This is a genomic window from Kitasatospora sp. NPDC056076 (assembly GCF_042266305.1).
GTDB lineage: Bacteria > Actinomycetota > Actinomycetes > Streptomycetales > Streptomycetaceae > Kitasatospora.
On record NZ_JBHJWG010000041.1, the window covers coordinates 1 to 22,042 of the forward strand.

A 22,042-nucleotide genomic window follows, 5' to 3' on the forward strand; every position below is an offset into this window, starting at 1 on the left:
CGCACCCCCTGACGGGGATGCGGGCCCTCGGCCGTACTCGCGTTCGCCGCTGCTCGCTGCAGTGCGGTGCGTTCGCCGTGCGCCTGCCTACTGGGCGCCGGAGGTCGCCGACAGCAGCTGCTCCAGCTCCTCCTCGCGCTCCTGCGCGGCCACGAAGAGCAGCTCGTCGCCGCCCTCCAGGGTGTCGTCCTTGGCGGGCACCAGCACCCGGCCCTCGCGGATGATGCTCACCAGCGCGGTGTCCGGCGGCCAGGTGACGTCGCCCACCCGGGTGCCGACCAGCTCGGCCTCGCCGGCCAGGGTCAGCTCGACCAGGTTGGCGTTGCCCTGGCTGAACCGCATCAGGCGGACCAGGTCGCCGACGCTGACGGCCTCCTCGACCAGTGCGGACATCAGGCGCGGGGTGGAGACGGCCACGTCCACGCCCCAGGACTCGTTGAAGAGCCACTCGTTCTTCGGGTTGTTCACCCGGGCGACCACCCGCGGCACCGCGTACTCGGTCTTGGCGAGCAGCGAGACGACCAGGTTGACCTTGTCGTCACCGGTCGCGGCGATCACCACGTGGCAGCGCTGCAGCGCCGCCTCGTCCAGCGAGGTGATCTCGCAGGCGTCGGCCAGCAGCCACTCCGCCATGGGCACCCGCTCCACCGAGATGGCGTTCGGGTTCTTGTCGATCAGAAGGACCTCGTGACCGTTCTCCAGCAGCTCGCCCGCGATCGAGCGACCCACGGCACCGGCCCCGGCAATGGCGACCCGCATCAGTGACCCTCCTCCTTCGGCCCCTGCGCGAACGCGGCCTCGACCGCCGTCAGGTCGGCCCGGCGCAGCATCACGTGCACTAGGTCGCCCTCCTGCACCACCATCTGCGGCGAGGGGAGCATCCCTTCGCCGAGCCGGGTGACGAACGACACCCGGGCGCCGGACGCCTCCTCCAGGCGGCCGATCCGCTGCCCCACCCAGTCCGGGTGGTACGCGACCTCGGCCAGCTGCACGCTGCCGCTCGGGTCCTGCCACAGCGGCTCGGCGCCGCTCGGCAGCAGTCGGCGCAGCATCTGGTCGGCGGTCCAGCGGACCGTCGCCACGGTCGGGATGCCCAGGCGCTGGTACACCTCGGCGCGGCGGGGGTCGTAGATCCGGGCCGCGACGTTCTCGACGCCGAAGGTCTCCCGGGCGACCCGGGCAGCGATGATGTTGGAGTTGTCGCCGCTGGAGACGGCGGCGAAGGCGCCGGCCTCCTCGATGCCCGCCTCGCGCAGGGTGTCCTGGTCGAAACCGACCCCGGTCACCCGGCGCCCGTTGAACCCGGCGCCCAGCCGGCGGAATGCGGTCGGATCCTGGTCGACCACGGCCACCGAGTGGCCCTGTTTCTCCAGCGTTCTCGCGAGGGCCGAGCCCACGCGGCCGCAGCCCATGATGACGATGTGCACCGGCGCTACCTCACCCGTCCCGAAGGGGTCTTGACCTGCGCAAACACCGTTCATCTCCCTTTCCCGCCCGGACGTTCCGGGGCGAGGGTTCTCGTGGGGCGTCGGCCGGACTCCGCTCGACAACCAGAGTGTTGCCCACCGACTCGTATCCGACACGCTAGCCGGTCCACCGAACACAGTCGCGACGAAGGGGGGGATAAACGGCGCAAGCCGCGTCGGGATACCCCTACGATTCCTTAACGTGCCTATGCCGACTGACCTTCCGAAACGCCTTCTGATCGGGCGCGCCCTGCGCAGTGACAAGTTGGGGGAGACGCTCCTCCCCAAGCGGATCGCGCTGCCCGTCTTCGCCTCGGACGCGCTCTCCTCGGTCGCGTACGCCCCTGAGGAGATCCTGCTCACGCTCTCCATCGCGGGCGTCTCGGCGATCCACTTCTCCTGGCAGATCGGCCTCGTGGTGGCGGTCGTGATGCTCGCCGTCGTCGCCTCCTACCGGCAGAACGTGCACGCCTACCCCAGCGGGGGCGGCGACTACGAGGTGGCGACCGTCAACCACGGCCCGGCGGCCGGACTGGTCGTCGCCGCGGCCCTGATGGTCGACTACGTGCTCACCGTCGCCGTGTCCACCACCTCCGGCGTCGCCAACGTGGTCTCCGCCGTCCCGGCGCTGCGCGGCCACGAGATGATCGTCTCGGTGGTCGTGGTCGTGGTGCTGATGGGCATGAACCTGCGAGGGGTGCGCGAATCCGGCTCCGCCTTCGCGGTGCCCACCTACGCCTTCATGGCGGGCGTGATCGGCATGGTCGGCTACGGGGTCTTCCGGCACTTCGTGCTCGGCCAGTCCATGCCCGCCGAGAGCTCCGGCTTCCACCTCGCCGCCATCCCCGGCAACGACTCGCTCGGCGGGATCGCGCTGGTCTTCCTGCTGCTCAAGTCCTTCTCCTCCGGCTGCGCCGCGCTCACCGGCGTGGAGGCGATCTCCAACGGCGTGCCCGCCTTCCGCAAGCCGAAGAGCAAGAACGCGGCCACCACGCTGCTGATGATGGCGAGCATCGCCGTGGTGATGTTCATGGGCATCATCTGGCTGGCCCGGCTCACCGGCGTGCAGATGGCCGAGAACCCGGCCGAGCAGCTGGTCGGCTCCGGCCCCGACTACCACCAGAAGACCGCGCTGGCGCAGATCAGCGAGGCCGTCTTCAACAACTTCACGCCCGGCTTCTACTTCGTCGCCGCCGTCACCGGCCTGATCCTGGTGCTGGCCGCCAACACCGCCTTCAACGGCTTCCCGGTGCTCGGCTCGATCCTCGCCCAGGACCGCTACCTGCCCCGCCAGCTGCACACCCGCGGCGACCGGCTGGCCTTCTCCAACGGCATCATCCTGCTGGCCATCGCCGCCATCCTGCTGATCATCGCCTTCGACGCGGACCCGACCCGGCTGATCCAGCTCTACATCGTCGGCGTCTTCGTCTCCTTCAACATGAGCCAGTCCGGCATGATCCGGCACTGGACCCGGCTGCTGCGCACCGAGACCGATCCGGCGAAGCGGCGCCACATGCAGCGCAGCCGGGCGATCAACGGCTTCGGCCTGGTGATGACGATGGCCGTGCTGATCGTCGTCCTGGTCACCAAGATCGGCCACGCCTGGATCGCGATCGCCGCGATGGCGGTGCTGTTCGTGATGATGAAGGGGATCCGGCGCCACTACGACCGGGTCTCCGCGGAGCTCATCGCGGCCGAGGAGCCGGACGACGTGGTGCTGCCCACCCGGGTGCACGCCATCGTGCTGGTCTCCAAGCTGCACAAGCCCGCGCTGCGCGCCCTCGCGTACGCCCGGCTGGCCCACGCCCACACCCTGGAGGCCGTCACCGTCAACGTCGACCCGGCGGACACGGCGGCGCTGCGGCGGGAGTGGGACGAGCGCGGCATCGAGGTGCCGCTCAAGGTGCTGGACTCGCCGTACCGCGAGATCACCGGGCCGGTCCTGGACTACGTGAAGAACCTGCGGCGCAGCAGCCCGCGGGACGTGGTCGCGGTCTACATCCCGGAGTACGTGGTCGGCCACTGGTACGAGCACCTGCTGCACAACCAGAGCGCGCTGCGGCTCAAGGGGCGGCTGCTGTTCAAGCCCGGGGTGATGGTCACCTCGGTGCCGTGGCAGCTGGAGTCCTCGGAGCGGCGCAGGCCGCAGAAGGCCTGGTCGGCGCCCGGATCCGTCCGTCGTGGCGAGCCGAGGGCGCCGAAGGCCGTAAAGTCGAAGGATTCCGCCCGTACCGGTGCCGACACCGGTGCCACTCCCGACCGCAGCAAGGACTCCTCCCAGTGACGCGCAACACTCCGCCCCGCTCCTCCGGCGCCTCCGGCAAGGGCAAGGGCGCCCGTCGGGGCGGCTCCCAGCCCGGGCAGGTGGCCCGGCCGCGCTGGGGCAAGCCGCACCGGCCGGAAGCCACCGACCGCGAGGGGCTGACGGCGCGCACCGCGCCGGTCGTGCCGGGGGAGGCCCCGGAGGAGAAGCCCGTGCGGGCCGCCAAGCCGGCCCAGGGTGAGAAGCCCGCCCGGGGTGAGAAGCCCGTCCGCGACGGGAAGCCCGCCCGGGGTGAGAAGCCGGCCCGCGACGGGAAGGGCGCCCAGGACGGGAAGGGCGCGGACGGGGCCGCCCGGAAGGCGCCGCGCAAGCAGGCGGTGCGGCCGCCGAAGGCGCTGCGCGGCGCGGCCGCGGCGCGACCGCAGCGGGCGCAGGCCCCGTCCGGGGACCCGCTGGTCGGTGAGCGCTACGAGGTCGAGGTCGGCCCGGTCGCGCACGGCGGCGGGCACTGCGTGGCCCGGCACGAGGGGCGGGTGCTGTTCGTCCGGCACGCGCTGCCCGGCGAGAAGGTGGTCGCGCAGGTGACCGAGGGCACCACCACCTCGCGCTTCCTGCGCGCGGACGCCGTGGAGGTGCTGGAGCCCGCCAAGGACCGGATCGAGGCCCCCTGCCCGTTCGCCGGTCCGGGCAAGTGCGGTGGCTGCGACTGGCAGCACGTCACCCCCGGCGGGCAGCGCAAGCTCAAGGCCGCGGTGCTGACCGAGCAGCTGGCGAAGCTCGCCGGGCTGACCCCGGCCGAGGCCGGCTGGGACGGCAGCGTCGAGCCGGTCGGCGGCAAGCTGCCGCCCGGGCAGGTGCCGGCCTGGCGCACCCGGGTGCAGTACACGGTGGACGCGGAGAGCGACAAGGTCGGTCTGCGCAAGCACCGCTCGCACGACGTCCAGGTGATCGACCGCTGCCTGATCGCCGCTGAGGGCGTCACCGAGCTCGGCATCGAGTCCCGGGACTGGCCGGGGGTGGCGAGCGTCGAGGCGATCGCCGCGAGCGGCTCCTCGGACCGCCAGGTGGTGCTGACCCCGCGCGACGGCGCCCAGCTGCCGCTGGTCGAGCTGGACAAGCCGGTGTCGATCGCCCGGATCGACGACCAGGGTGACGCGCACAAGGTCCACGGGCGCGGCTTCGTCCGCGAGCGGGCCGCCGGGCGCACCTGGCGGATCAGCAACGGCGGCTTCTGGCAGATCCACCCGGAGGCGCCGGACACCCTGGTCGACGCGGTGCTGGACGGTCTTGACCCGCAGTGGGGCGAGAGCGCGCTCGACCTGTACTGCGGCGTCGGGCTGTTCGCCGGCGCCTTGGCCGACCGGGTCGGCGAGGACGGCGCGGTGCTCGGCATCGAGTCGGCCAAGCAGGCCGTCGTCGACGCCCGGCACAACCTGGCCGCGCTGGACAACGTGCGGATCGAGTGCGACCGGGTCGAGACGCTGCTGCCGCGCACCGGCATCACCGCCACCGACCTGATCGTGCTGGACCCGCCGCGGGCCGGCGCCGGACGCGAGACCGTCGCGCACCTGGTCGGCCTGGAGGCCCGCCGGATCGCGTACGTCGCCTGCGACCCGGCGGCGCTCGCCCGGGACCTCGAGTTCTTCCGCGAGGGCGGCTACCGGCCGGTCTCGCTGCGGGCCTTCGATCTGTTCCCGATGACCCACCACTTCGAGTGCGTGGCCATCCTGGAGCCGGCCGGGGCCTGAGTCCGAGCCTGCCGTAACGACCGAGGAGGCGGCACCCCGTGACGCACGGGGTGCCGCCTCCTCGGCGTTGGGCGGGGCGGGCGGGTGGTGCCCCCGGGGCCGCTGCGGCGGCTGCTTCCGCGCCTGCGTCCGGGGCGCGCGCTACTCGTTGTGCTCCTCCTCGTCGGCGCTGTGCGGAAGGTCGATGCCGTGCTGGGCGGCGAGCCGTAGGAGCGAGGCGATCCGGCCCTCGTACGCCTGGACGCCGTCGGCGTCCCCTTCGGCCCGGGCCGCCGCGAGGTCCTGCCGGGCCTGGGCGAGCTGCTCGCGCAGCTCCTGGTCGAACATGGCTGTCATTGCCGGCCTCCACAAAACCGGTCGGTGCCGCTCGGGGAACGCTCAGGAGAGTTCAGAGTCCCGGATGGTGCAGGACTCTTCAAGTCAGGCCCGGTCGGGTCGGGGGTCCGTGCCGGGCCCGTGCGGGGGCGGGGTCTCTCGGCGGCGGGCACGGACGGGGCCGGGTGGCGGAGGGCGTGACGGGGTAGGGAGCGGATGGGTGAGCGGCTCGGCGGCCTCCGCCGGGCGGTTCGGTCGGTGGTCCGGGTGGCGCTTCGGTTGGCGCTTCGGTGACGGAGGGGTTGCGTGGGGGCGTGCGGCAGGTGTGCGGGCGGTGTGCGTGCGCCCTTGTTGTGCTAGCACTTCGGCGCTAGCTTGAACGGCATGGGCAAGAAGCAGCTGAACGTCCGAGTGGACGCCACGACCGCGGAGATGGCCCGGGAACGGGCGGAGCAGCAGGGGATCAGCATGAACCAGTACATCGAACGCCTGGTCCAGCAGGACATGGGTGAATCGGGACGGGCCTTCATCGACGCCGCCGCACAGTTCATGAAGGAGTACGAGACGGCGTTCCTCGCCGAGTTCGGGGAGTCGGGCGAGCTCCAGGACGTGCGCCGTTGAAACTGGAGGTCGACCTCTCGTGGCTGCTCATGACCGCCGAGCAGTACACGCCCGGTGACCCGCAGGTCACCGACTACGGCTCGCTGCTCGCGGCCGTCACCCGGCACCAGGCCGAGATCTTCGACATCTCCGTCTACCCCGAACCCCAGGACCGCGCGGCCGCGTTGATGCACCAGCTGATCCGGGTGCCGGCCCTGGAGAAGACCAACGAGCTCTTCGCGACCGCCGTCGCCTACGCCTACCTCGTCGCCAGCGGCTGCACCGTCGCCACCACCGCCCGCGAGGTGCGCAGCCTCTCCCGGGCCATCCGGGAAGGGCGGCTGGGGGTGTCCGGGGTCGCCGAACGGCTGTCGGCCTGGGTGGTCGACGAGGCCGAGGGGGAGGGCGTCACGGGGGCGGAGGAGGAGGACGAGGACGACGACTGAGCCGCGTCCCCGTCCGGTGCCGGTGCCGGTGCCTGGGCGGGTGCCTGGGCTGGTGCCGCGCGGGTCTAGGCCTGGGGGTCCGCGGCGACGGGCTCCGCGATGAGGGCCGTCGCGAACGGGCGGAAGCCGGCCCGGCGGTAGATCCGGGCGACGTCCTCGTCGGCGGCGGACAGGAACACCGTCCGCACGCCGTTGGCGCGGGCGTGCGCCACCAGGGCCGCGGTGACCGCCAGGGCCAGCCCGCGGCGCCGGGCGGAGGGCAGCGTCCCGACCCCGACCACCTCGGTGACCGAGCCCACCGGGTTGTGCTGGCCCGCGCAGAGCACGTCGCCGCCCTCCAGTGCGGCCGCCAGCACGCTGACCCCGTCGGTGATCCGCTGCGCGATCCGCGCCACCCCGCCCTCGGACGTCAACGTCGCGGCGCTCACGGCCAGTTCGGCCGCGCCCGCGCTGCCGGTGGCGGTGCCCGGGGCGCCGAAGGCCACGTGCGGGACGGCCACCGCGTCGGCCAGCTCGGGAGCGTCCGCGGCCAGCACCCGCACCTCCACCCGCTCCGGGAGCGCCGGCGCCGGGGCCGTCCCGTCCTGCGGGCCGAGCACCAGCAGCGGGTGCTCGTGCACCGCCAGGCCGGCCGCCTCCACCGCCGCGCGCAGCTCGGGGTTCTGCTCGGCCACCCACTCGAAGGCCTCCGGCAGGCCCAGCTCCCGCTGCCGCTCCAGCACCCGGCGGACGTCCTCGGCGGTGGCGGCCGGGCCGCCGTGGCCGGGGGTCGGGCGGGCGTAGTAGTGCCAGCCGGTCTCGCCGCGGCGGACGAAGAGGGTCAGCGGGCCGAAGTCCTCCGCGGTGGCGGCGCTGCGGGGCACGGCGTCGTAGTAACGCTCGATGCCGTCGAGCAGGGCGGGGTCCGGAACATGATCAGCAGAAGTCACGGCGTGCATCCAAGCAGGGGCCGGAGTGGAGCGCCACCGGTTTGTGCGGCGGACCGGCGTTCGATTGTTGCCGAACGCTTACCCGCTCGCGGCGATCTTGTGCGTGTACGCCGGGCAAGCTGATGCCTTCACAGCTCTGCCGAGGGGGACGGCGGACATCCGCACTCGGCGAGGCAAGGGGGAAGTCAGGCCCATGAGGCTCTGCTTTCTGGTGGAGGAGCACTACCGGCGGGACGGCATGCCGCTGGACGTCGCGCGTCAACTCACCTCCTGGGGGCACCGGGTGGACGTGCTGCGCCCCGGCGACTCGCTGCTGGCGATCTCCGAGGCGGTCCGGGCCGGCAGCCACGACGCCTGGGTGCTCAAGACCGTCTCCGGCGGCCCAGGGCTCACCCTGCTGGAGGCGGCCGCCGCGGTCGGCCTCACCACCGTCAACGACGTCCGCTCGATCCGCGGCGTCCGGGACAAGGCGCTCGCCTCGGTGATCGCCCGCACCCGCGGCCTGCCCGCCCCGGTCACCTACGCCGCAGCCCGCTGGGAGCGGCTCGCCGAGATCCCGGCCGCCGAGTACCCGCTGGTCGTCAAACCCGCGGACGGCAGCTCCGGTCGGGGCGTACGGCTGGTGGCCGGACCCGACGACCTGATCGGCCTCGGCCCCGAACTCGCCGGGGAGGGGCTGCTGATCGCGCAGCCGTACGTGCCCAACAACGGCACGGACCTCAAGGTGTACTGCGTCGACGGCGAGCTCTTTGCGACCGAACGGGAATCGCCGCTGCACCCGGGGCAGGGCGTGCGCGAGCGGCCGGTACCGCTGCCCGCGAGCGTCGCACGGATAGCCGCGCAGGTCGGCGAGGTGTTCGGCCTCGACCTGTACGGCGTCGACGTGCTGCTCGGGCCGGACGGGCCGGTGGTGGTGGACGTCAACGACTTCCCGAGCTTCCGGCAGGTGCCCGACGCGGTGGAGCGGGTCGCCCGGGCGGTGCTGCGGCTCGCGCGCAGCGGTACGGCCGTGTCGGTGCCCGCGCTGGTTCCGGCCGGTGGCGAGGAGTACGGCCGGGTCGGACTGGTGGACGGTGGGCTGCGGTGAGGGCCGGACCGGAGGGCGAGTTGAGGGGCGAATTGAGGGATGAGTTGAAGGGCGGGTCGAGGGGCGGACCGATGGGCGAGTTGAGGGTCGGGCTGATCACGGGCAATCCGGGGCACCCGCTGCTCGCGGCGGCCGCCGGAGTGCTGGAGCGGCGCGGCTGCCGGGTGGAGACCGTCCCGCTCGACGGTGGTGTTCCTCGGGGGGCGCTCGCCGATGTCTACCTGCTCAAGGCACGCACGCCGCAAGCGCTGGCGCTGGCCGGGGAGTTGGAGCGGCTCGGGGCCGCGGTGGTCAACTCGGCCACGGCGACCGGGCTTTGCCAGGACCGGGTGCGGATGGCCTCGCTCGCCCGGGGCGCCGGACTGCCGTTCGCGGCGACGGTCACGGCCGGCCCGCTGGGCGAACTCGCCGACCAGGTGTACCCGTTCGTGGTGAAGAGCCGGCACAGCCGGCGCCACGACCTGGTTGCGCTGGTCGACGGCGCGGAACGGCTGCGGGAACTCGCCGAACGTTGGCCGCAGGAGGAGGTCGTCACCCAGCCGTACCTCCGGAGCAGTGGCTGGGACCAGAAGCTCTGGGTGGTCGACGGGCAGGTCTTCGCGGCTCGGCGGCGGTCCGAACTCTCCGTCGGCGATGACGGGGTGGGGGCGGCGCAGGAGTGGGAGCCGTCCGCCCGGCGGGCCGCGCTCGCCCTGCGGGTGGGCGAGGTGTTCGGGCTGGAGGTGTACGGGGTCGACCTGCTGGACGGGGCCGACGAGCCGGTGATCGTCGACGTCAACGCCTTCCCCGGGGCGCGCGGGCGGGCCGGGGCGCCGGAGGCGCTCGCGGGGCTCGCCCTGCGGGTGGCGGCGGAGCGGGGGCGGGTTCCGGTGTAGGGCGGGTCGGGGCTGGGCTGGGTCCGGGCTTCGGTGTGGCTGGGCCGGTGTCGCTCCGGCGCGGCGGCCGACCACCGGCCCGGGTGGTTAGGCTGGCTGGCGCCCCCGACCGGCCGGGGCCGAACGGCGAGAGAAGACGGAACGTTGCTGCAGGACATCGAGCCCTACCTGGCCTGCCCCCACTGCGCGCAGGACCTCACCCGGCACGAGCGCAGCCTGCGCTGCCCCGCCGGGCACAGCTTCGACCTCGCCAAGCAGGGCTACGTCAGCCTCCTCGCCGGTGACGCCCACACCGGCACCGGCGACACGGCCGAGATGGTCGCCGCCCGCGCCGACTTCCTCGCCGCCGGCCACTACCGGCCGATCGCCGACGCCCTGGCTGCGGCGGCCGCCGCAGCCGTGGGCGATGGGGCGGACGCCGGGGCGGGCGGGGGAGCGGACGGCCCGGGGGGCCTCGTCGCCGACCTCGGCGCCGGCACCGGCCACTACCTCGCCCACGTCCTGGACACCCTGCCCGGCCGGGTCGGCGCCGCCCTCGACATCTCCAAGTACGCGCTGCGCCGCGCCGCCAAGGCCCACCCCCGGATCGGCGCGGTGGTCTGCGACGCCTGGCGCCCGCTGCCGCTGCGCGACGCCTGCGCCGACCTGGTCCTCAACGTCTTCGCCCCGCGCAACGGACCCGAGATCCGCCGCGTGCTGCGCCCCGGCGGCACCCTGCTGCTGGTCTCGCCCACCGCCCGCCACCTGCGCGAACTCGTCGCCGCCCTCGGCCTGCTGTCGGTCGACGAGGAGAAGCAGCGCCGGATCGACGAGAAGCTCGGCCCCTACCTCACGCCGGCCGGCCGGCAACCGGTCGAGTTCACCCTGCGGCTCTCCGCCCAGGACGTGCGGACCGTCGTCGGCATGGGGCCGAGCGCCTGGCACACCGACCCCGACCGGCTCGCCGCCGCCCTGGAGGAACTGCCCGACCCGGTCGAGGTGACCGCCTCGGTGACGGTGGCCGCGTACCGGCGGCCGTAACGTAGCTGCGGACCGCCGCGGGTCAGCGGCGCGGGACGGGCCCGCCCCGTAGGGATGAATCTGGCGAGCAGGGACGTTTCGCCCCGCCGGGCTGCGGCTAACGTCCGACGGGTGAACCGCGACGCCGCCGCGCCCGCCGGGCCGGCCCAACTGCGCCCGGGCGCCCCGGGCCCCGACCGGCCGCCAGTGCCACGCCCCACCGTCGAGGAGCTGCGGCTCACCGCCTTCAAGTCCTACCGGCGGGCCGTCCTGCAGCTCGCGCCGCTCACCGTGCTGCACGGGCCGGCCGGGGTCGGCAAGTCCAACGCCCTCGACGCGCTCGCCGTGCTGTCCCGGCTCGCCCTCGGCGAGGAGATCCCCGAATCCCTGGACGGGCTGCCCGACCGCACCGGCCCGCTCGCCACGCCCGTACGCGGCGGCCTCGGCGGATGCGTGCCGCACGGACGGGACGCCGTCATCCTCGGCTGCACCGTCCGCTCACCGCGCGGCCGGATCCGGCTCGACCTGGTGATCCGCACCGACGGCGCGGTCCGGATCGCCCGCGAGTCGCTCACCCTCGACGGCCGGACCCTGGTCGACACCGGCGAACAGGACGTCCGCAACGGGCGCGTCAACGTCTGCTGGCACAACGACACCCGGCAGGGGGACATCCGGGCGCCGTTCCCCAGCAGCACCATGATCACCGCCCAGCTGCCGCTCCGGGTGGCCGGCTCCTCCACCGGCGAACGGCTCGTCCTCGCCGCCGCCGAGGACCTGCTCACCGCACTGCGCGAGGTCTTCCCGCTGCACCCCGTCCCCGCCCTGATGCGCGGCTGGGCCAAGGCCGACCCGCAGGCCCGGCTGCGCAGCAACGCCGCCAACATCTCGGCCCTGATCAACCGGCTCGCCCACGAGTGCCCGCGCCGGTACGGGCAACTGCTGCGGGCCGTCCAGGAGGCCGCGCCCCACCCGCTGCTCGGCCTCACCCTCGCCGAGCGCGAGAGCCGGACCGGGCGCCGGGTACTGGCCGTCTTCGACGAAGGCGTGCTCGGGCGCACCGGCGCCGACCAGGCCTCCGACGGGATGCTGCGCCACCTCGCCTTCGCGGCGGTGCTGCTGACCGGGGCGGGGGTGCTCGACCTCGACGTGGCCGCCGAGGTGCCATGGGCGCACCGGCAGCTCACCGTGCTGGCCGAGGACCTCGGGGCCGGGCTCGCGACCGAGCAGACCGCCTCGCTGCTGCGGCTCGCGCGGGACATGGCGGGGCGCAACCAGCTGCGGGTGGTGGCCGCGCTCCAGGAGCCGGCGGCGGCGCGGGCGGCGTTCGGGGCGGGCGAGGAGCGGACGGGGGCGGTGGCGCTGGTGGAGTGCCGACGGGACCCGGCGACGGGGTCGACGGTGCTGCGGCCGGAGACGGCCAGGGTGCCGGTGCAGTACGGGCGCGGGCAGGGGGATCGGGAGGAGGGCTCGGCGGGTGCGGGGGGAGGCTCCGCTGTGACCGGGGGAGCGGATGCGGTAGACCTGGGGGCGTGAACGAACGAGTGACGAGGTCGGGGGAGTCGGCGGCGGACCTGGCGGCCGGGGCGGCAGGGGCGGCCGGGGCGGCCGGGGCCGATGTGGTGCCCGGGGTCGACGTGGTGTCCGGAGGTCCGGCGGAGCAGCCCGGGGAGCCGACGCTGGAGGGGCTGCGGCAGCGGCTGGTGGAGTTCGCGGCGGCCCGGCGGTGGGAGCCGTACCACACGCCGAAGAACCTGGCAGCGGCGCTGAGCGTGGAGGCCGGGGAACTGCTGGAGATCTTCCAGTGGCTCACGCCGGAGCAGGCCGCCGCGGTGATGACGGACCCGGAACGGGCCCACCGGGTACGCGACGAGGTCGCGGACGTGCTGGCGTACCTGGTGCAGTTCTGCACGGCGGTCGGGGTGGACCCGCTGGAGGCGCTCGCGGCCAAGATCGAGCGCAACGAGCACCGCTTCCCGGTGCCGGGCGAAAGGGCTGACGTCAATCCGAACAAGGGCTGATCACCCTTGTGAGGGACGGAAGTTATCCACAACCCCCGGGTTTTCCACAGCTTTCGAAAGGGCGGATGCGTCCCACCCCGCCCTCCCCGCACGCTCTCCCCGTGACCACCCCACCGCCCCGGCGGCGGTGCTGGTCGACGGCGACGACGAGCGGAAGGAGCGGGGGCCATGGAGGCACTGCGACTGATCAAGACGGCCCGGCACGCCCTGGCCGAGGCCAGGCACGTACCCGACGTGCTGGCCGAGGCGCGGCAGGCGGCGCTGCTCACCGAGGCGGTGGGTGCCCGGCTGGCGGAGTCGGACGGGGACGAGCTGACGGGCCTCGGCCAGCAGCTCTCCGAGGCGGGCGCCCACGCGGCGGTCTGCCTGGAGCGGTCCGTCGCCACGAACGCCCTGGTGAGCGGCGGTAGGGCCGGGCGGCTCACCGAACTCGGCGAAACGGCGGCGACGTTGGGGGCGCTGGAGGAACTCCTGCGGGAGGTCGGGGAGACGCTCGTGGTGCTGGCCTGCGGGGCGGACACCGAGAGCCTGTACTGGACGTGCATCGACGGGGTCGACGCGGTGTCGGAGTGCAAGGACGTGGCCGCGCGGTTGCGCGCGGCGAACGGGCGGGGCGAAGCGGTGGAGCGGTCGGTGCTCGGTGGCGCGGAACCGGAGCCGGAGCTGGGCGGTCAAGGGGCGCCGTTACTGGTGGTCCGGCTCGGCCCGCCGGGTGCGGGCGGGCCGACGGAGGAGGAGCGGGCGCCGGACTACCGGGTGCCGGACACGGAGTCGGAGGTGTCGTTGACGGCGGGATAGGCGGAAGCCGGGGCGATGTCCCGGGTGTCGGACTGGAGCGCGGCGAGGTCCGCGGTCACCGAGGCGAGCAGTTCCTGCATCTGCTCGAGCAGGGTCTTGGGGGTCGCGGGTCCGGCCGAGTCACCGGTGGCCGAGCCGGTGGGGCTGCTCGGGAACGGCGGCGTGGCAGAGGGTTCGGACATGACGGGGACCTCTTCGGATCGGTGGTGCGGTGTGCCGCACCGACCAACGAACCGTTCCCGCAGCCGGTCACCGCGCACCACCCGATGCGGTCCAACTCCGGTACGCCGTAAGCCTCTCGGGTGATCCGGGGTTGCCGCTGCAACACGGCCTCGGCTAGGGGCGCGAATTGAGGAGGGTGGAGGACGCCGGAGGCGGTGGGCGGTGGGCGGTGGGCGGGTGGAGGTGGGTGGGAGGGAGGGGGAGGGGGGAGGGGGCGGGCCCCAGAGAACCGGTAAGGAACAGGAGCAGGGCGCCCGGCGCGGCGCCGACGCCGCGCAGGGCGCCCGAAGAGCAACAGAGGGCCGCCGCGAGCGCCCGGAGAAGAGAGCGGAAGGGGGAGAACCCACCCCTTGCCACTCTCAACATATAGCGCAAGGGGGGTCTTGCGGCAAGGCCCCCTGGATGGCGCACAATCGCAGGCCTCAGATCGGAGCTGATGCCATGAACCCCCCGACCACCAGCGCTTTCGACCTCCCCGAGCGGTTGTCCGCCAAGGCCGACCCGGCGCTCGTCGCGGCCGACGAGCGGCACTTCGCGGCGATCGCGGAGAGCCTGGAACGGGTGATCGCCGAACTCTCCGACCAGCTCGACGTCGTGCGGCGCGCCCCGGGGGGCGCCGGGCAGGCGGCGATGGACCGCGACATCGAGGTGTACCGGCTGAGCGGCCGGCTGCGCGCCCTGCGCCGCTACGGTCTGGACCTGTGCCTGGGGCGCATCGTCGCCGAGGAGGGTGCCGAGCCGCTGTACATCGGCCGGCTCGGGCTGACCGACAGCGAGGGCCGGCGGCTGCTGGTCGACTGGCGCTCGCCCGCCGCCGAGCCGTTCTTCGCGGCGACCCACGCGGACCCGATGGGCCTGGCGAGCCGCCGTCGCTACCGCTGGACCCGCGGCCGGATCTCCGACTACTGGGACGAGGTGTTCACCGCGGAGGGCCTCGCCGGGCACGCCGCGCTGGACGACCAGTCCGCCTTCATCGCCAGCCTGGGCGGCAGCCGCTCGGCCCGGATGCGGGATGTGCTGGCCACCATCCAGGCCGACCAGGACGCGATCATCCGGGCCGGCTCGCGCGGCGCCCTGGTGGTCGACGGCGGCCCGGGCACCGGCAAGACCGTGGTGGCCCTGCACCGCTCCGCCTACCTGCTGTACGCCGACCCCCGCCTCGGCCACCGCCGCGGCGGAGTGCTGTTTGTCGGCCCGCACCAGCCCTACCTGAACTACGTCGCCGACGTCCTGCCCAGCCTCGGCGAGGAGGGTGTGCGCACCTGCACCCTGCGGGACCTGGTGCCCGAGGGCGCGGATGCGCCGGAGGAGGCGGACCGGGAGGTGGCGCGGCTCAAGTCCTCGGTGGAGCTGGTGCGGGCGATCGACAAGGCCGTCCGGATCTACGAGGAGCCGCCGGTCGAGGAGCTGCTGGTCGGCACTCCCTGGGCGGACCTGCGGCTGGGCGCCGCGGACTGGGCCGAGGCCTTCGACGCCCCGGATCCGGGCACCCCGCACAACGAGGCGCGCGAGCAGATCTGGGACGAGCTGGTGGCGATCCTGCTGGACAGGCTGGAGCAGGACGACGAGGAGGAGGTCTCGCCCGAGCAGTTCCGTCGCGCGCTGCGGCAGGACCGGGAGCTGGTCGGCACGCTCAACCGGGCGTGGCCGCTGCTGGAGGCGGCGGAGCTGGTCGGCGACCTCTGGTCGGTGCCCGCCTACCTGCGGATGTGCGCGCCGCACCTCACCCCGGAGGAGGTCCGTGCGCTCCAGCGCAAGCGCGCCCCGCAGGCATGGACGGTCTCCGACCTGCCGCTCCTGGACGCGGCCCGCCAGCGGCTCGGGGACCGCGAGGAGACCCTGCGCCGGCAGCGTCGGCGGGCCTCGGCGGCCGCCGAGCGCGAGCGGATGGCGGACGTGATCGGCGACTTGATCCAGGCCGACGACGACGGTGAGGGCGTGGTGACGATGCTGCGCGGCCGGGACCTCCAGGACACCCTGGTCGACGAGGACGCGCTGCCCGCCGCCGCCGCGGAGCCGCTGGCGGGCCCGTTCGCCCACATCGTGGTGGACGAGGCCCAGGAGCTGACCGACGCCCAGTGGCAGATGCTGCTGCAGCGCTGCCCGTCCCGGAGCTTCACCATCGTCGGGGACCGGGCCCAGGCCAGGCACGGCTTCGCCGAGTCGTGGCAGGAGCGGCTCGACCGGGTCGGCTTCGACCGCACCACGATGGCCTCGCTGAGCATCAACTACCGCACGCCGGCCGAGGTGATGGCGGAGGCCGAGCCGGTCGTCCGGGCGGCGCTGCCGGACGCCAACGTGCCGACCTCGGTGCGCAGCAGCGGCCTTCCGGTGCGGCACGGTGCGGTGGCGGAGCTGCCGGCCGTGGTGGATTCCTGGCTCGCCGAGCACGACGAGGGCGTCGCCTGCGTCATCGGCGATCCGGGGTTCCGGGAGCGGGCGCGGGTCCGTTCGCTCACCCCGGAGTTGGCCAAGGGGCTGGAGTTCGACTTGGTGGTCCTGGTCGACCCGGAGGCGTTCGGCGACGGTGTCGAGGGTGCGGTCGACCGCTACGTCGCGATGACCAGGGCGACCCGTGAGCTCGTCGTCCTCCGGAGCCGCCCCTAGCCTCCGGGGCCGCCCGTAGCCTCCGGGGCCGTACCGGCCGTACCGGCCGAAGGGGCCCGGCGCATCCGCGCCGGGCCCCTCGACGGCCTTGCCCCACAGGTCAGTTGTGGGCGTGCAGGTCCGCGTTCAGGCCGCCCCAGGAGCCGGAGCGGGCGATGACCTCGACCGCGCCGGTCTGCGAGTTGCGGCGGAACAGCAGGTTGTCCTGGCCGGACAGCTCGACGGCCTTGGCCACCGTGCCGTCCGGGGTGGTGACCCGGGTGCCGGCGGTGACGTACAGGCCGGCCTCGACGACGCAGTCGCTGCCGAGCGAGATGCCGATGCCCGCGTTGGCGCCGAGCAGGCAGCGCTCGCCGACGGAGACGACCTGCTTGCCGCCGCCGGACAGGGTGCCCATGATCGAGGCGCCGCCGCCGATGTCGCTGTGGTCGCCGACGACGACGCCCGCGCTGATCCGGCCCTCGACCATCGAGGTGCCGAGGGTGCCGGCGTTGAAGTTGACGAAGCCCTCGTGCATCACGGTGGTGCCGGCGGCGAGGTGGGCGCCGAGCCGGACGCGGTCGGCGTGGGCGATGCGCACACCGCCGGGGGCGACGTAGTCGGTCATCCGCGGGAACTTGTCGATCCCGTAGACGGCCAGCTGGCCGCCCTGGGCGCGGACGGCGAGGCGGGCCTGCTCGACCCGGTCGACCGGGACGGGGCCGATGCTGGTCCAGGCGACGTTGGCGAGCAGGCCGAAGATGCCGTCCAGGTTCTGGCCGTGCGGCCGGACCAGCCGGTGGCTGAGCAGGTGCAGGCGCAGGTACACGTCGTGGGTGTCGAGCGGCTTCTCGTCGAGCGAGGCGATGGTGGTGCGCACGGCGACCACCTCGACGCCGCGGCGGGCGTCGGCGCGCAGCGCTTCGGCGGCGCCGGCGCCGAGCTCGGCCTCGGCCTGCTCGGAGGTCAGGCGCACGGTGCCGGCCGGGCCGGGCTCGGCGGCCAGGGCGGGGGCGGGGTACCAGGTGTCGAGGACGGTGCCGTCGGCGGCGATGGTGGCCAGACCGGTGGCCACGGCGCCGGTCGCCGGGGTGGTGGATTCGGGCGAGGTGGATTCAGCAGTCACACCGTGCACGTTAACCAATGGGGGGCCCGGCTGCCGAACACGCCCATCGTCCGGACAGGCGGGCGGACCCGCAGGCCAGCGCCGCGCGGGGTGGGAAAACCCGGTGCCCGGACGTCTCCCGCTGGGCAATACTCGGCCGGGTGTTCATGTCGATTTCCACTACCGGCAGCGCCGAGAGCCCGGCGACGGATCTCGGGTTCCTGCTGCACAAGCATCCCGGCAAGGTCCAGCGGTTCACGACGTCGCACGGTGCGGCCCACGTCTTCTACCCCCGGGCGGACGACGAGGCCTGCACGGCGGCGCTGCTGCTGGACATCGACCCGATCGCGCTGGTCCGCAAGGGCCGGGGCGACGGCAGGGGGCGCGGCGGCTCGCCCGACTTCGCGCTCTCCCAGTACGTCAACGACCGCCCGTACGCGGCGTCCTCGCTGCTCGCGGTGGCGTTGCGGACGGTGTTTCGGTCGGCGATGAAGGGCGACTGCCCGGCCCGTCCGGAGCTGCCGGCGCTGGTCCGCCCGCTGCGGATCGAGCTGCCCGCGGTGCCCGCGAACGGTGCGGGCGAGGGCGGCGGTCCGGCGATGGTGGCCCGGCTGTTCGAGCCGCTGGGCTGGCGGGTGGAGGCGACGGCGGTCCCGCTGGACGAGGCCTTCCCGGAGTGGGGCGAGTCCCGCTACGTGCGGGTCGTGCTCGCCTCGGAGTCGGTGCGGCTGGCCGAGGCGCTCCAGCAGCTGTACGTGCTGCTGCCGGTGTTGGACGGTGCGAAGCACTACTGGGTCGCCCCGGACGAGGTGGACAAGCTGCTCGCGGCCGGTGAGGGCTGGCTGGCGGCGCACCCGGAGCGGGCGTTGATCGCCCGCCGCTACCTGTCCCGGCGCTGGTCGCTGACCCGGGCCGCGATGGAGCGGCTGGAGCTGGCCCGGCTGGCCGAGGCGGACGACCGCGAGGTCGAGGAGATCGACAACGCGGTCGACGACCGGCCCGAGGAGGAGGGGCGGGAGGCCGCCGGGCCCGCCCCGGACGGGCAGGAGGACCGGCACGAGCCCCGGCCGCCGTCCCTCGCCGAGCGGCGCCGCGCCGCGATCCTGGCCGCCCTGCGCGACGGCGGCGCCGCCCGGGTCGCCGATCTCGGCTGTGGCCAGGGCGAGTTGATCGGTGAGCTGATGAAGGACGCCCGGTTCACCGAGATCCTCGGGGTGGACGTGTCGGCGCGGGCGTTGCAGGCGGCGAAGCGCCGGCTGCACCTGGAGCGGTTGCCCGAGCGGCTGGCGGCGCGGGTGACGCTGGCGCAGGGTGCGCTGACGTACACCGATGCCCGGTTGAAGGGGTACGACGCGGCGGTGCTGTGCGAGGTGATCGAGCACCTGGACCTGCCGCGGCTGCCGGCCCTGGAGTACGCGGTGTTCGGGGCGGCCCGCCCGAGGACGGTGGTCGTCACCACGCCCAACGTCGAGTACAACGTCCGGTGGGAGAGCCTGCCGGCGGGCCGGGCCCGGCACGCCGACCACCGCTTCGAGTGGTCGCGCGCCGAGTTCGGCGCCTGGGCGGGGAAGGTCGCGGCGGCGTACGGCTACACGGTGGAGCTGCGCCCGGTCGGCCCGGAGGACCCGGAGGTCGGCCCGCCGACCCAGCTCGCCCTGTTCCGCACCGCCGCCGACGCCACCGATGCCGCCACGACCACCACCACGCCCGGAGGAGGCGAGACCCGATGACCGAGGACGCGACCCCCACCCCCGACGAGGCCCCCGCCCCCGACCAGGCCCTCGACCACACCCCCGACGAGGCCCCCACCCCCGACGAGGCCCACACCCCCGACCAGCCCCCCGCCCCCCGCCGCCTGCCCGTCACCGACGTCTCCCTCGTCGTCCTGATCGGCACCAGCGGCGCGGGCAAGTCCAGCTTCGCCCGCCGCCACTTCCTGCCCACCCAGGTGGTCTCCTCCGACTTCTGCCGCGGCCTGGTGTCCGACGACGAGAACGACCAGTCGGCGTCCGCCGAGGCCTTCGACCTCCTGCACTACATCGTCGGCAAGCGCCTGGCGGCCGGGCGCCTCACCGTGGTGGACGCGACCAACGTGCAGCCGGAGGCCCGCCGTCAGCTGGTGGCGATCGCCCGGGCGCACGACGTGCTGCCGATCGCGATCGTGCTGGACGTCCCGCCGGGGGTGTGCGCCGAGCGCAACCGCGCCCGCCCGGACCGGCAGTTGCCCGCACACGTCGTCCCGCGCCAGCACCGCGAGCTGCGCAGGTCCCTCAAGGGCCTGGAGCGCGAGGGTTTCCGCAAGGTGCACGTGCTGCGCGGCGAGGCCGAGGTGGCGGCCGCCGTGATCGAGCCGGAGAAGCGCTACAACGACCTGCGCCACCTCACCGGCCCGTTCGACGTCGTCGGCGACATCCACGGCTGCCGTTCCGAGCTGGAGACCCTGCTGACCCGCCTCGGCTACACGCTGGCCCGGGACGCCGGGGGCCGCCCGGTGGACGCCGTCCACCCGCGGGGCCGCACGGCCGTGTTCGTCGGCGACCTGGTCGACCGCGGCCCGGACACCCCGGGTGTGCTGCGCCTGGTGATGGGCATGGTGGCGGCCGGTCACGCGATCTGCGTGCCGGGCAACCACGAGAACAAGCTGGGCCGGGCGATGGACGGCAAGAAGGTCACCGTCTCGCACGGCCTCCAGGAGTCGCTGGACCAACTGGCGGGGGAGAGCGAGGAGTTCCGGGCCGAGGTGCGGGCCTTCATGCGCGGCCTGGTCAGCCACTACCTGCTGGACGGCGGCGCCCTGGTGGTCTGCCACGCCGGCCTGCCGGAGCGCTACCACGGCCGCGCCTCCGGCCGGGTGCGCTCGCACGCGCTGTACGGGGAGACCACCGGCGAGACCGACGAGTACGGCCTGCCGGTGCGCTACCCGTGGGCGGAGGAGTACCGGGGCCGGGCGCTGGTGGTCTACGGCCACACCCCGGTGCCGAGCGCGAGCTTCCTCAACAACACCATCTGCCTGGACACCGGCTGCGTCTTCGGCGGCAGCCTGACCGCGCTGCGCTACCCGGAGCGCGAGCTGGTGAGCGTCGACGCGGAGCGGGAGTGGTACGCCCCGGTGCGTCCGCTGCGGACCGACGCGCCGGGCGCCCGGGAGGGCCGTCCGCTGGACCTCGCCGACGTGGCGGGGCGCCGGGTGGTGGAGACCGCCCTGCACGGCCGGGTGGCGGTGCGGGAGGAGAACGCGGCGGCCGCGCTGGAGGTGATGAGCCGCTTCGCGCTGGACCCGCGGCTGCTCGCCTACCTGCCGCCGACCATGGCGCCGAGCCCGACCTCCCGCCGGGAGGGCTACCTGGAGCACCCGGAGGAGGCCTTCGCCGCCTACCGCGCGGACGGGGTCCGGCACCTGGTGTGCGAGGAGAAGCACATGGGCTCGCGCGCGGTGCTGCTGGTCGCCCGGGACACCGCCGCGCTGGAGCGGCGCTTCGGGGTGGCCGGTCCGGGGGCGATCTGGACCAGGACCGGGCGGGCCTTCCTCGACGACGAGGAGCTGACCGGCGCGGTGCTCGGCAGGGTCCGGGCGGCGGCCGAACGGTCGGGCCTGTTCGAGGAGTTGGGCAGTGACTGGCTGCTGCTGGACGCCGAGCTGATGCCGTGGTCGTTGAAGGCGGTGGAGCTGCTGCGCCGCCAGTACGCCGCGGTCGGCGCGGCGGCCGGCGCCGCCCTGCCGGAGGTGCTGTCGGCGCTGGGGCAGGCGGCCGCGCGCGGGCTGGAGCTCGGCGAGCTGACCGCCCGCCAGCGCCGCCGCGCCGCCGACGCCCGGGCGTTCACCGAGGCGTACCGGCGCTACTGCTGGCCGACCGAGGGCCTGTCGGGCATCCGGCTGGCGCCGTTCCAGCTGCTGGCCGCGGAGGGGGCGAACCTGGCGGTGCGCCCGCACGACGAGCACCTGGCCCTGATCGACCGCCTGGTCGCGGCCGACGCCGACGCGGCTGACCAGGCTGCCGGCGAGGCCGCCGACGGGGCCGCCGGCGACCGGGTGGCGCCGGTGCTGCACCGCACCGGCCGGGTCCTGGTGGACACCGGGGACGAGGCCTCGGTGGCGGCCGCCACCGCCTGGTGGGAGGAGCTGACGGCGGCGGGCGGTGAGGGCATGGTGGTCAAGCCGCTGGCCTCGGTGGTGCGGACGGTGCGGGGCGAGGGCCGTCCGGGCGGCCTGGTGCAGCCGGGTGTGAAGGTCCGCGGGCGGGAGTACCTGCGGATCGTCTACGGCCCGGACTACACCGAGCACCTGGAGCGGCTGCGGATGCGCTCGCTGGGCCACAAGCGGTCACTGGCGCTGCGTGAGTACGCGCTGGGCCTGGAGGCGCTGGACCGGCTGGCGGCGGGGGAGCCGCTGTGGCGGGTGCACGAGGCGGTGTTCGCGGTGCTGGCCCTGGAGTCCGAGCCGGTCGACCCGCGCCTGTAGGACCGCGCCGGTGGAACCGCCGGTAGGACCGCGCCGGTAGGGCCGCGGGACCGGGCGCGGAAGGGGAAGTCCCACCGGGGGCTTCCCCTCCTTCACCGCCAGTCTGTATAGAAATTCCGAGCATCG

The 22,042-nt window shown here is 74.3% G+C and carries 19 protein-coding genes; 13 read left to right on the top strand and 6 right to left on the bottom strand.

What is annotated here, in order from left to right; translation table 11 throughout:
* Positions 1-87 precede the first annotated feature (87 nt).
* Together ACFC1T_RS28540 and ACFC1T_RS28545 are read right to left on the bottom strand one after the other, a co-directional pair.
* The gene (locus tag ACFC1T_RS28540) at positions 88-759 is read right to left on the bottom strand and encodes a potassium channel family protein (protein WP_375893042.1); all 672 of its coding nucleotides are present in this window, start codon (positions 757-759) and stop codon (positions 88-90) included.
* Positions 759-1,427, bottom strand: coding sequence for a potassium channel family protein (locus tag ACFC1T_RS28545; protein WP_375893044.1), 669 nt, complete (start codon positions 1,425-1,427; stop codon positions 759-761). Before ACFC1T_RS28545 ends, ACFC1T_RS28540 begins: the two co-directional genes overlap by 1 nt.
* A gap of 241 nt (positions 1,428-1,668) precedes the next feature.
* On the opposite strand from ACFC1T_RS28545, the gene ACFC1T_RS28550 reads away from it, so the two are divergent.
* Together ACFC1T_RS28550 and ACFC1T_RS28555 are read left to right on the top strand one after the other, a co-directional pair.
* Entirely contained in the window at positions 1,669-3,750 is a 2,082-nt protein-coding gene (locus ACFC1T_RS28550; protein ID WP_375893046.1) for an APC family permease, read from the top strand.
* 374 nt (positions 3,751-4,124) lie between these two features.
* Positions 4,125-5,477 carry a class I SAM-dependent RNA methyltransferase gene (locus ACFC1T_RS28555; RefSeq protein WP_375893134.1) on the top strand — a complete coding sequence of 451 codons (1,353 nt, stop codon included), beginning with the start codon at positions 4,125-4,127 and terminating at the stop codon, positions 5,475-5,477.
* Between the two features lie 141 nt (positions 5,478-5,618).
* On the opposite strand, the gene ACFC1T_RS28560 is transcribed toward ACFC1T_RS28555, so the two are convergent.
* On the bottom strand, positions 5,619-5,813 hold the full coding sequence (locus ACFC1T_RS28560; protein WP_375893047.1) for a hypothetical protein: 195 nt from the start codon (positions 5,811-5,813) through the stop codon (positions 5,619-5,621).
* A gap of 363 nt (positions 5,814-6,176) precedes the next feature.
* On the opposite strand from ACFC1T_RS28560, the gene ACFC1T_RS28565 reads away from it, so the two are divergent.
* Together ACFC1T_RS28565 and ACFC1T_RS28570 are read left to right on the top strand one after the other, a co-directional pair.
* A complete protein-coding gene (locus ACFC1T_RS28565) occupies positions 6,177-6,413 on the top strand; it encodes a toxin-antitoxin system HicB family antitoxin (protein WP_270146936.1) in 237 nt (78 codons plus the stop codon).
* On the top strand, positions 6,410-6,838 hold the full coding sequence (locus ACFC1T_RS28570; protein WP_375893049.1) for a fic family toxin-antitoxin system, toxin component: 429 nt from the start codon (positions 6,410-6,412) through the stop codon (positions 6,836-6,838). Before ACFC1T_RS28565 ends, ACFC1T_RS28570 begins: the two co-directional genes overlap by 4 nt.
* 65 nt (positions 6,839-6,903) lie before the next feature.
* Here ACFC1T_RS28570 and ACFC1T_RS28575 read toward each other — a convergent pair whose 3' ends face one another.
* A complete protein-coding gene (locus tag ACFC1T_RS28575; RefSeq protein ID WP_375893051.1) occupies positions 6,904-7,776 on the bottom strand; it encodes a GNAT family N-acetyltransferase in 873 nt (290 codons plus the stop codon).
* Positions 7,777-7,960: 184 nt separating this feature from the next.
* Between ACFC1T_RS28575 and ACFC1T_RS28580 the strand changes: the two genes are divergently transcribed.
* From ACFC1T_RS28580 to ACFC1T_RS28605, 6 genes are all read left to right on the top strand, one after another.
* Positions 7,961-8,854, top strand: a complete 894-nt coding sequence (locus tag ACFC1T_RS28580) for a RimK family alpha-L-glutamate ligase (RefSeq protein ID WP_375893052.1) — start codon at positions 7,961-7,963, stop codon at positions 8,852-8,854.
* 71 nt (positions 8,855-8,925) lie between these two features.
* Entirely contained in the window at positions 8,926-9,729 is an 804-nt protein-coding gene (locus ACFC1T_RS28585) for a RimK family alpha-L-glutamate ligase (protein ID WP_375893053.1), read from the top strand.
* Between the two features lie 144 nt (positions 9,730-9,873).
* A complete protein-coding gene (locus tag ACFC1T_RS28590) occupies positions 9,874-10,749 on the top strand; it encodes a putative RNA methyltransferase (RefSeq protein WP_375893055.1) in 876 nt (291 codons plus the stop codon).
* A 111-nt stretch (positions 10,750-10,860) separates the two neighbouring features.
* A complete protein-coding gene (locus tag ACFC1T_RS28595) occupies positions 10,861-12,261 on the top strand; it encodes an AAA family ATPase (protein ID WP_375893056.1) in 1,401 nt (466 codons plus the stop codon).
* A 143-nt stretch (positions 12,262-12,404) separates the two neighbouring features.
* A complete protein-coding gene (locus ACFC1T_RS28600; RefSeq protein WP_375893136.1) occupies positions 12,405-12,746 on the top strand; it encodes a nucleotide pyrophosphohydrolase in 342 nt (113 codons plus the stop codon).
* A 168-nt stretch (positions 12,747-12,914) separates the two neighbouring features.
* Entirely contained in the window at positions 12,915-13,544 is a 630-nt protein-coding gene (locus ACFC1T_RS28605) for a DUF6099 family protein (RefSeq protein ID WP_375893057.1), read from the top strand.
* On the opposite strand, the gene ACFC1T_RS28610 is transcribed toward ACFC1T_RS28605, so the two are convergent.
* Positions 13,496-13,726 (bottom strand): hypothetical protein, encoded by a 231-nt coding sequence (locus ACFC1T_RS28610; RefSeq protein WP_375893058.1) that lies wholly within the window; start codon positions 13,724-13,726, stop codon positions 13,496-13,498. The two genes, ACFC1T_RS28605 and ACFC1T_RS28610, sit on opposite strands and share 49 nt — an antisense overlap.
* A 481-nt stretch (positions 13,727-14,207) precedes the next feature.
* Here ACFC1T_RS28610 and helR point away from each other — a divergent pair, with 481 nt between their 5' ends.
* Entirely contained in the window at positions 14,208-16,373 is a 2,166-nt protein-coding gene (gene helR, locus ACFC1T_RS28615; RefSeq protein WP_375893059.1) for an RNA polymerase recycling motor ATPase HelR, read from the top strand.
* 100 nt (positions 16,374-16,473) lie between these two features.
* Here the strand turns inward: helR and dapD are convergent, their stop codons facing one another.
* Positions 16,474-17,478, bottom strand: a complete 1,005-nt coding sequence (gene dapD, locus ACFC1T_RS28620; RefSeq protein WP_375893061.1) for a 2,3,4,5-tetrahydropyridine-2,6-dicarboxylate N-succinyltransferase — start codon at positions 17,476-17,478, stop codon at positions 16,474-16,476.
* A gap of 140 nt (positions 17,479-17,618) precedes the next feature.
* On the opposite strand from dapD, the gene ACFC1T_RS28625 reads away from it, so the two are divergent.
* Together ACFC1T_RS28625 and ACFC1T_RS28630 are read left to right on the top strand one after the other, a co-directional pair.
* Complete coding sequence (locus ACFC1T_RS28625) at positions 17,619-19,187, top strand: 3' terminal RNA ribose 2'-O-methyltransferase Hen1 (RefSeq protein ID WP_375893063.1); 1,569 nt, start codon at positions 17,619-17,621, stop codon at positions 19,185-19,187.
* Positions 19,184-21,916: a polynucleotide kinase-phosphatase gene (locus tag ACFC1T_RS28630; protein WP_375893064.1), complete on the top strand. Its 2,733-nt coding sequence runs from the start codon at positions 19,184-19,186 to the stop codon at positions 21,914-21,916. The genes ACFC1T_RS28625 and ACFC1T_RS28630 overlap by 4 nt, the downstream gene beginning before the upstream one ends.
* The last annotated feature ends 126 nt before the right edge of the window (positions 21,917-22,042 follow it).

Excerpts from the sequence above, each read along its gene's own strand:
- ACFC1T_RS28540 (WP_375893042.1), bottom strand. The coding sequence starts at position 759 with ATGCGGGTCGCCATTGCCGGGGCCGGTGCCGTGGGTCGCTCGATCGCG.
- ACFC1T_RS28560 (WP_375893047.1), bottom strand. The coding sequence starts at position 5,813 with ATGACAGCCATGTTCGACCAGGAGCTGCGCGAGCAGCTCGCCCAGGCC.
- ACFC1T_RS28565 (WP_270146936.1), top strand. The coding sequence starts at position 6,177 with ATGGGCAAGAAGCAGCTGAACGTCCGAGTGGACGCCACGACCGCGGAG.
- ACFC1T_RS28575 (WP_375893051.1), bottom strand. The coding sequence starts at position 7,776 with ATGCACGCCGTGACTTCTGCTGATCATGTTCCGGACCCCGCCCTGCTC.
- ACFC1T_RS28580 (WP_375893052.1), top strand. The coding sequence starts at position 7,961 with ATGAGGCTCTGCTTTCTGGTGGAGGAGCACTACCGGCGGGACGGCATG.
- ACFC1T_RS28585 (WP_375893053.1), top strand. The coding sequence starts at position 8,926 with ATGGGCGAGTTGAGGGTCGGGCTGATCACGGGCAATCCGGGGCACCCG.
- ACFC1T_RS28605 (WP_375893057.1), top strand. The coding sequence starts at position 12,915 with ATGGAGGCACTGCGACTGATCAAGACGGCCCGGCACGCCCTGGCCGAG.
- ACFC1T_RS28610 (WP_375893058.1), bottom strand. The coding sequence starts at position 13,726 with ATGTCCGAACCCTCTGCCACGCCGCCGTTCCCGAGCAGCCCCACCGGC.
- helR (WP_375893059.1), top strand. The coding sequence starts at position 14,208 with ATGAACCCCCCGACCACCAGCGCTTTCGACCTCCCCGAGCGGTTGTCC.
- ACFC1T_RS28630 (WP_375893064.1), top strand. The coding sequence starts at position 19,184 with ATGACCGAGGACGCGACCCCCACCCCCGACGAGGCCCCCGCCCCCGAC.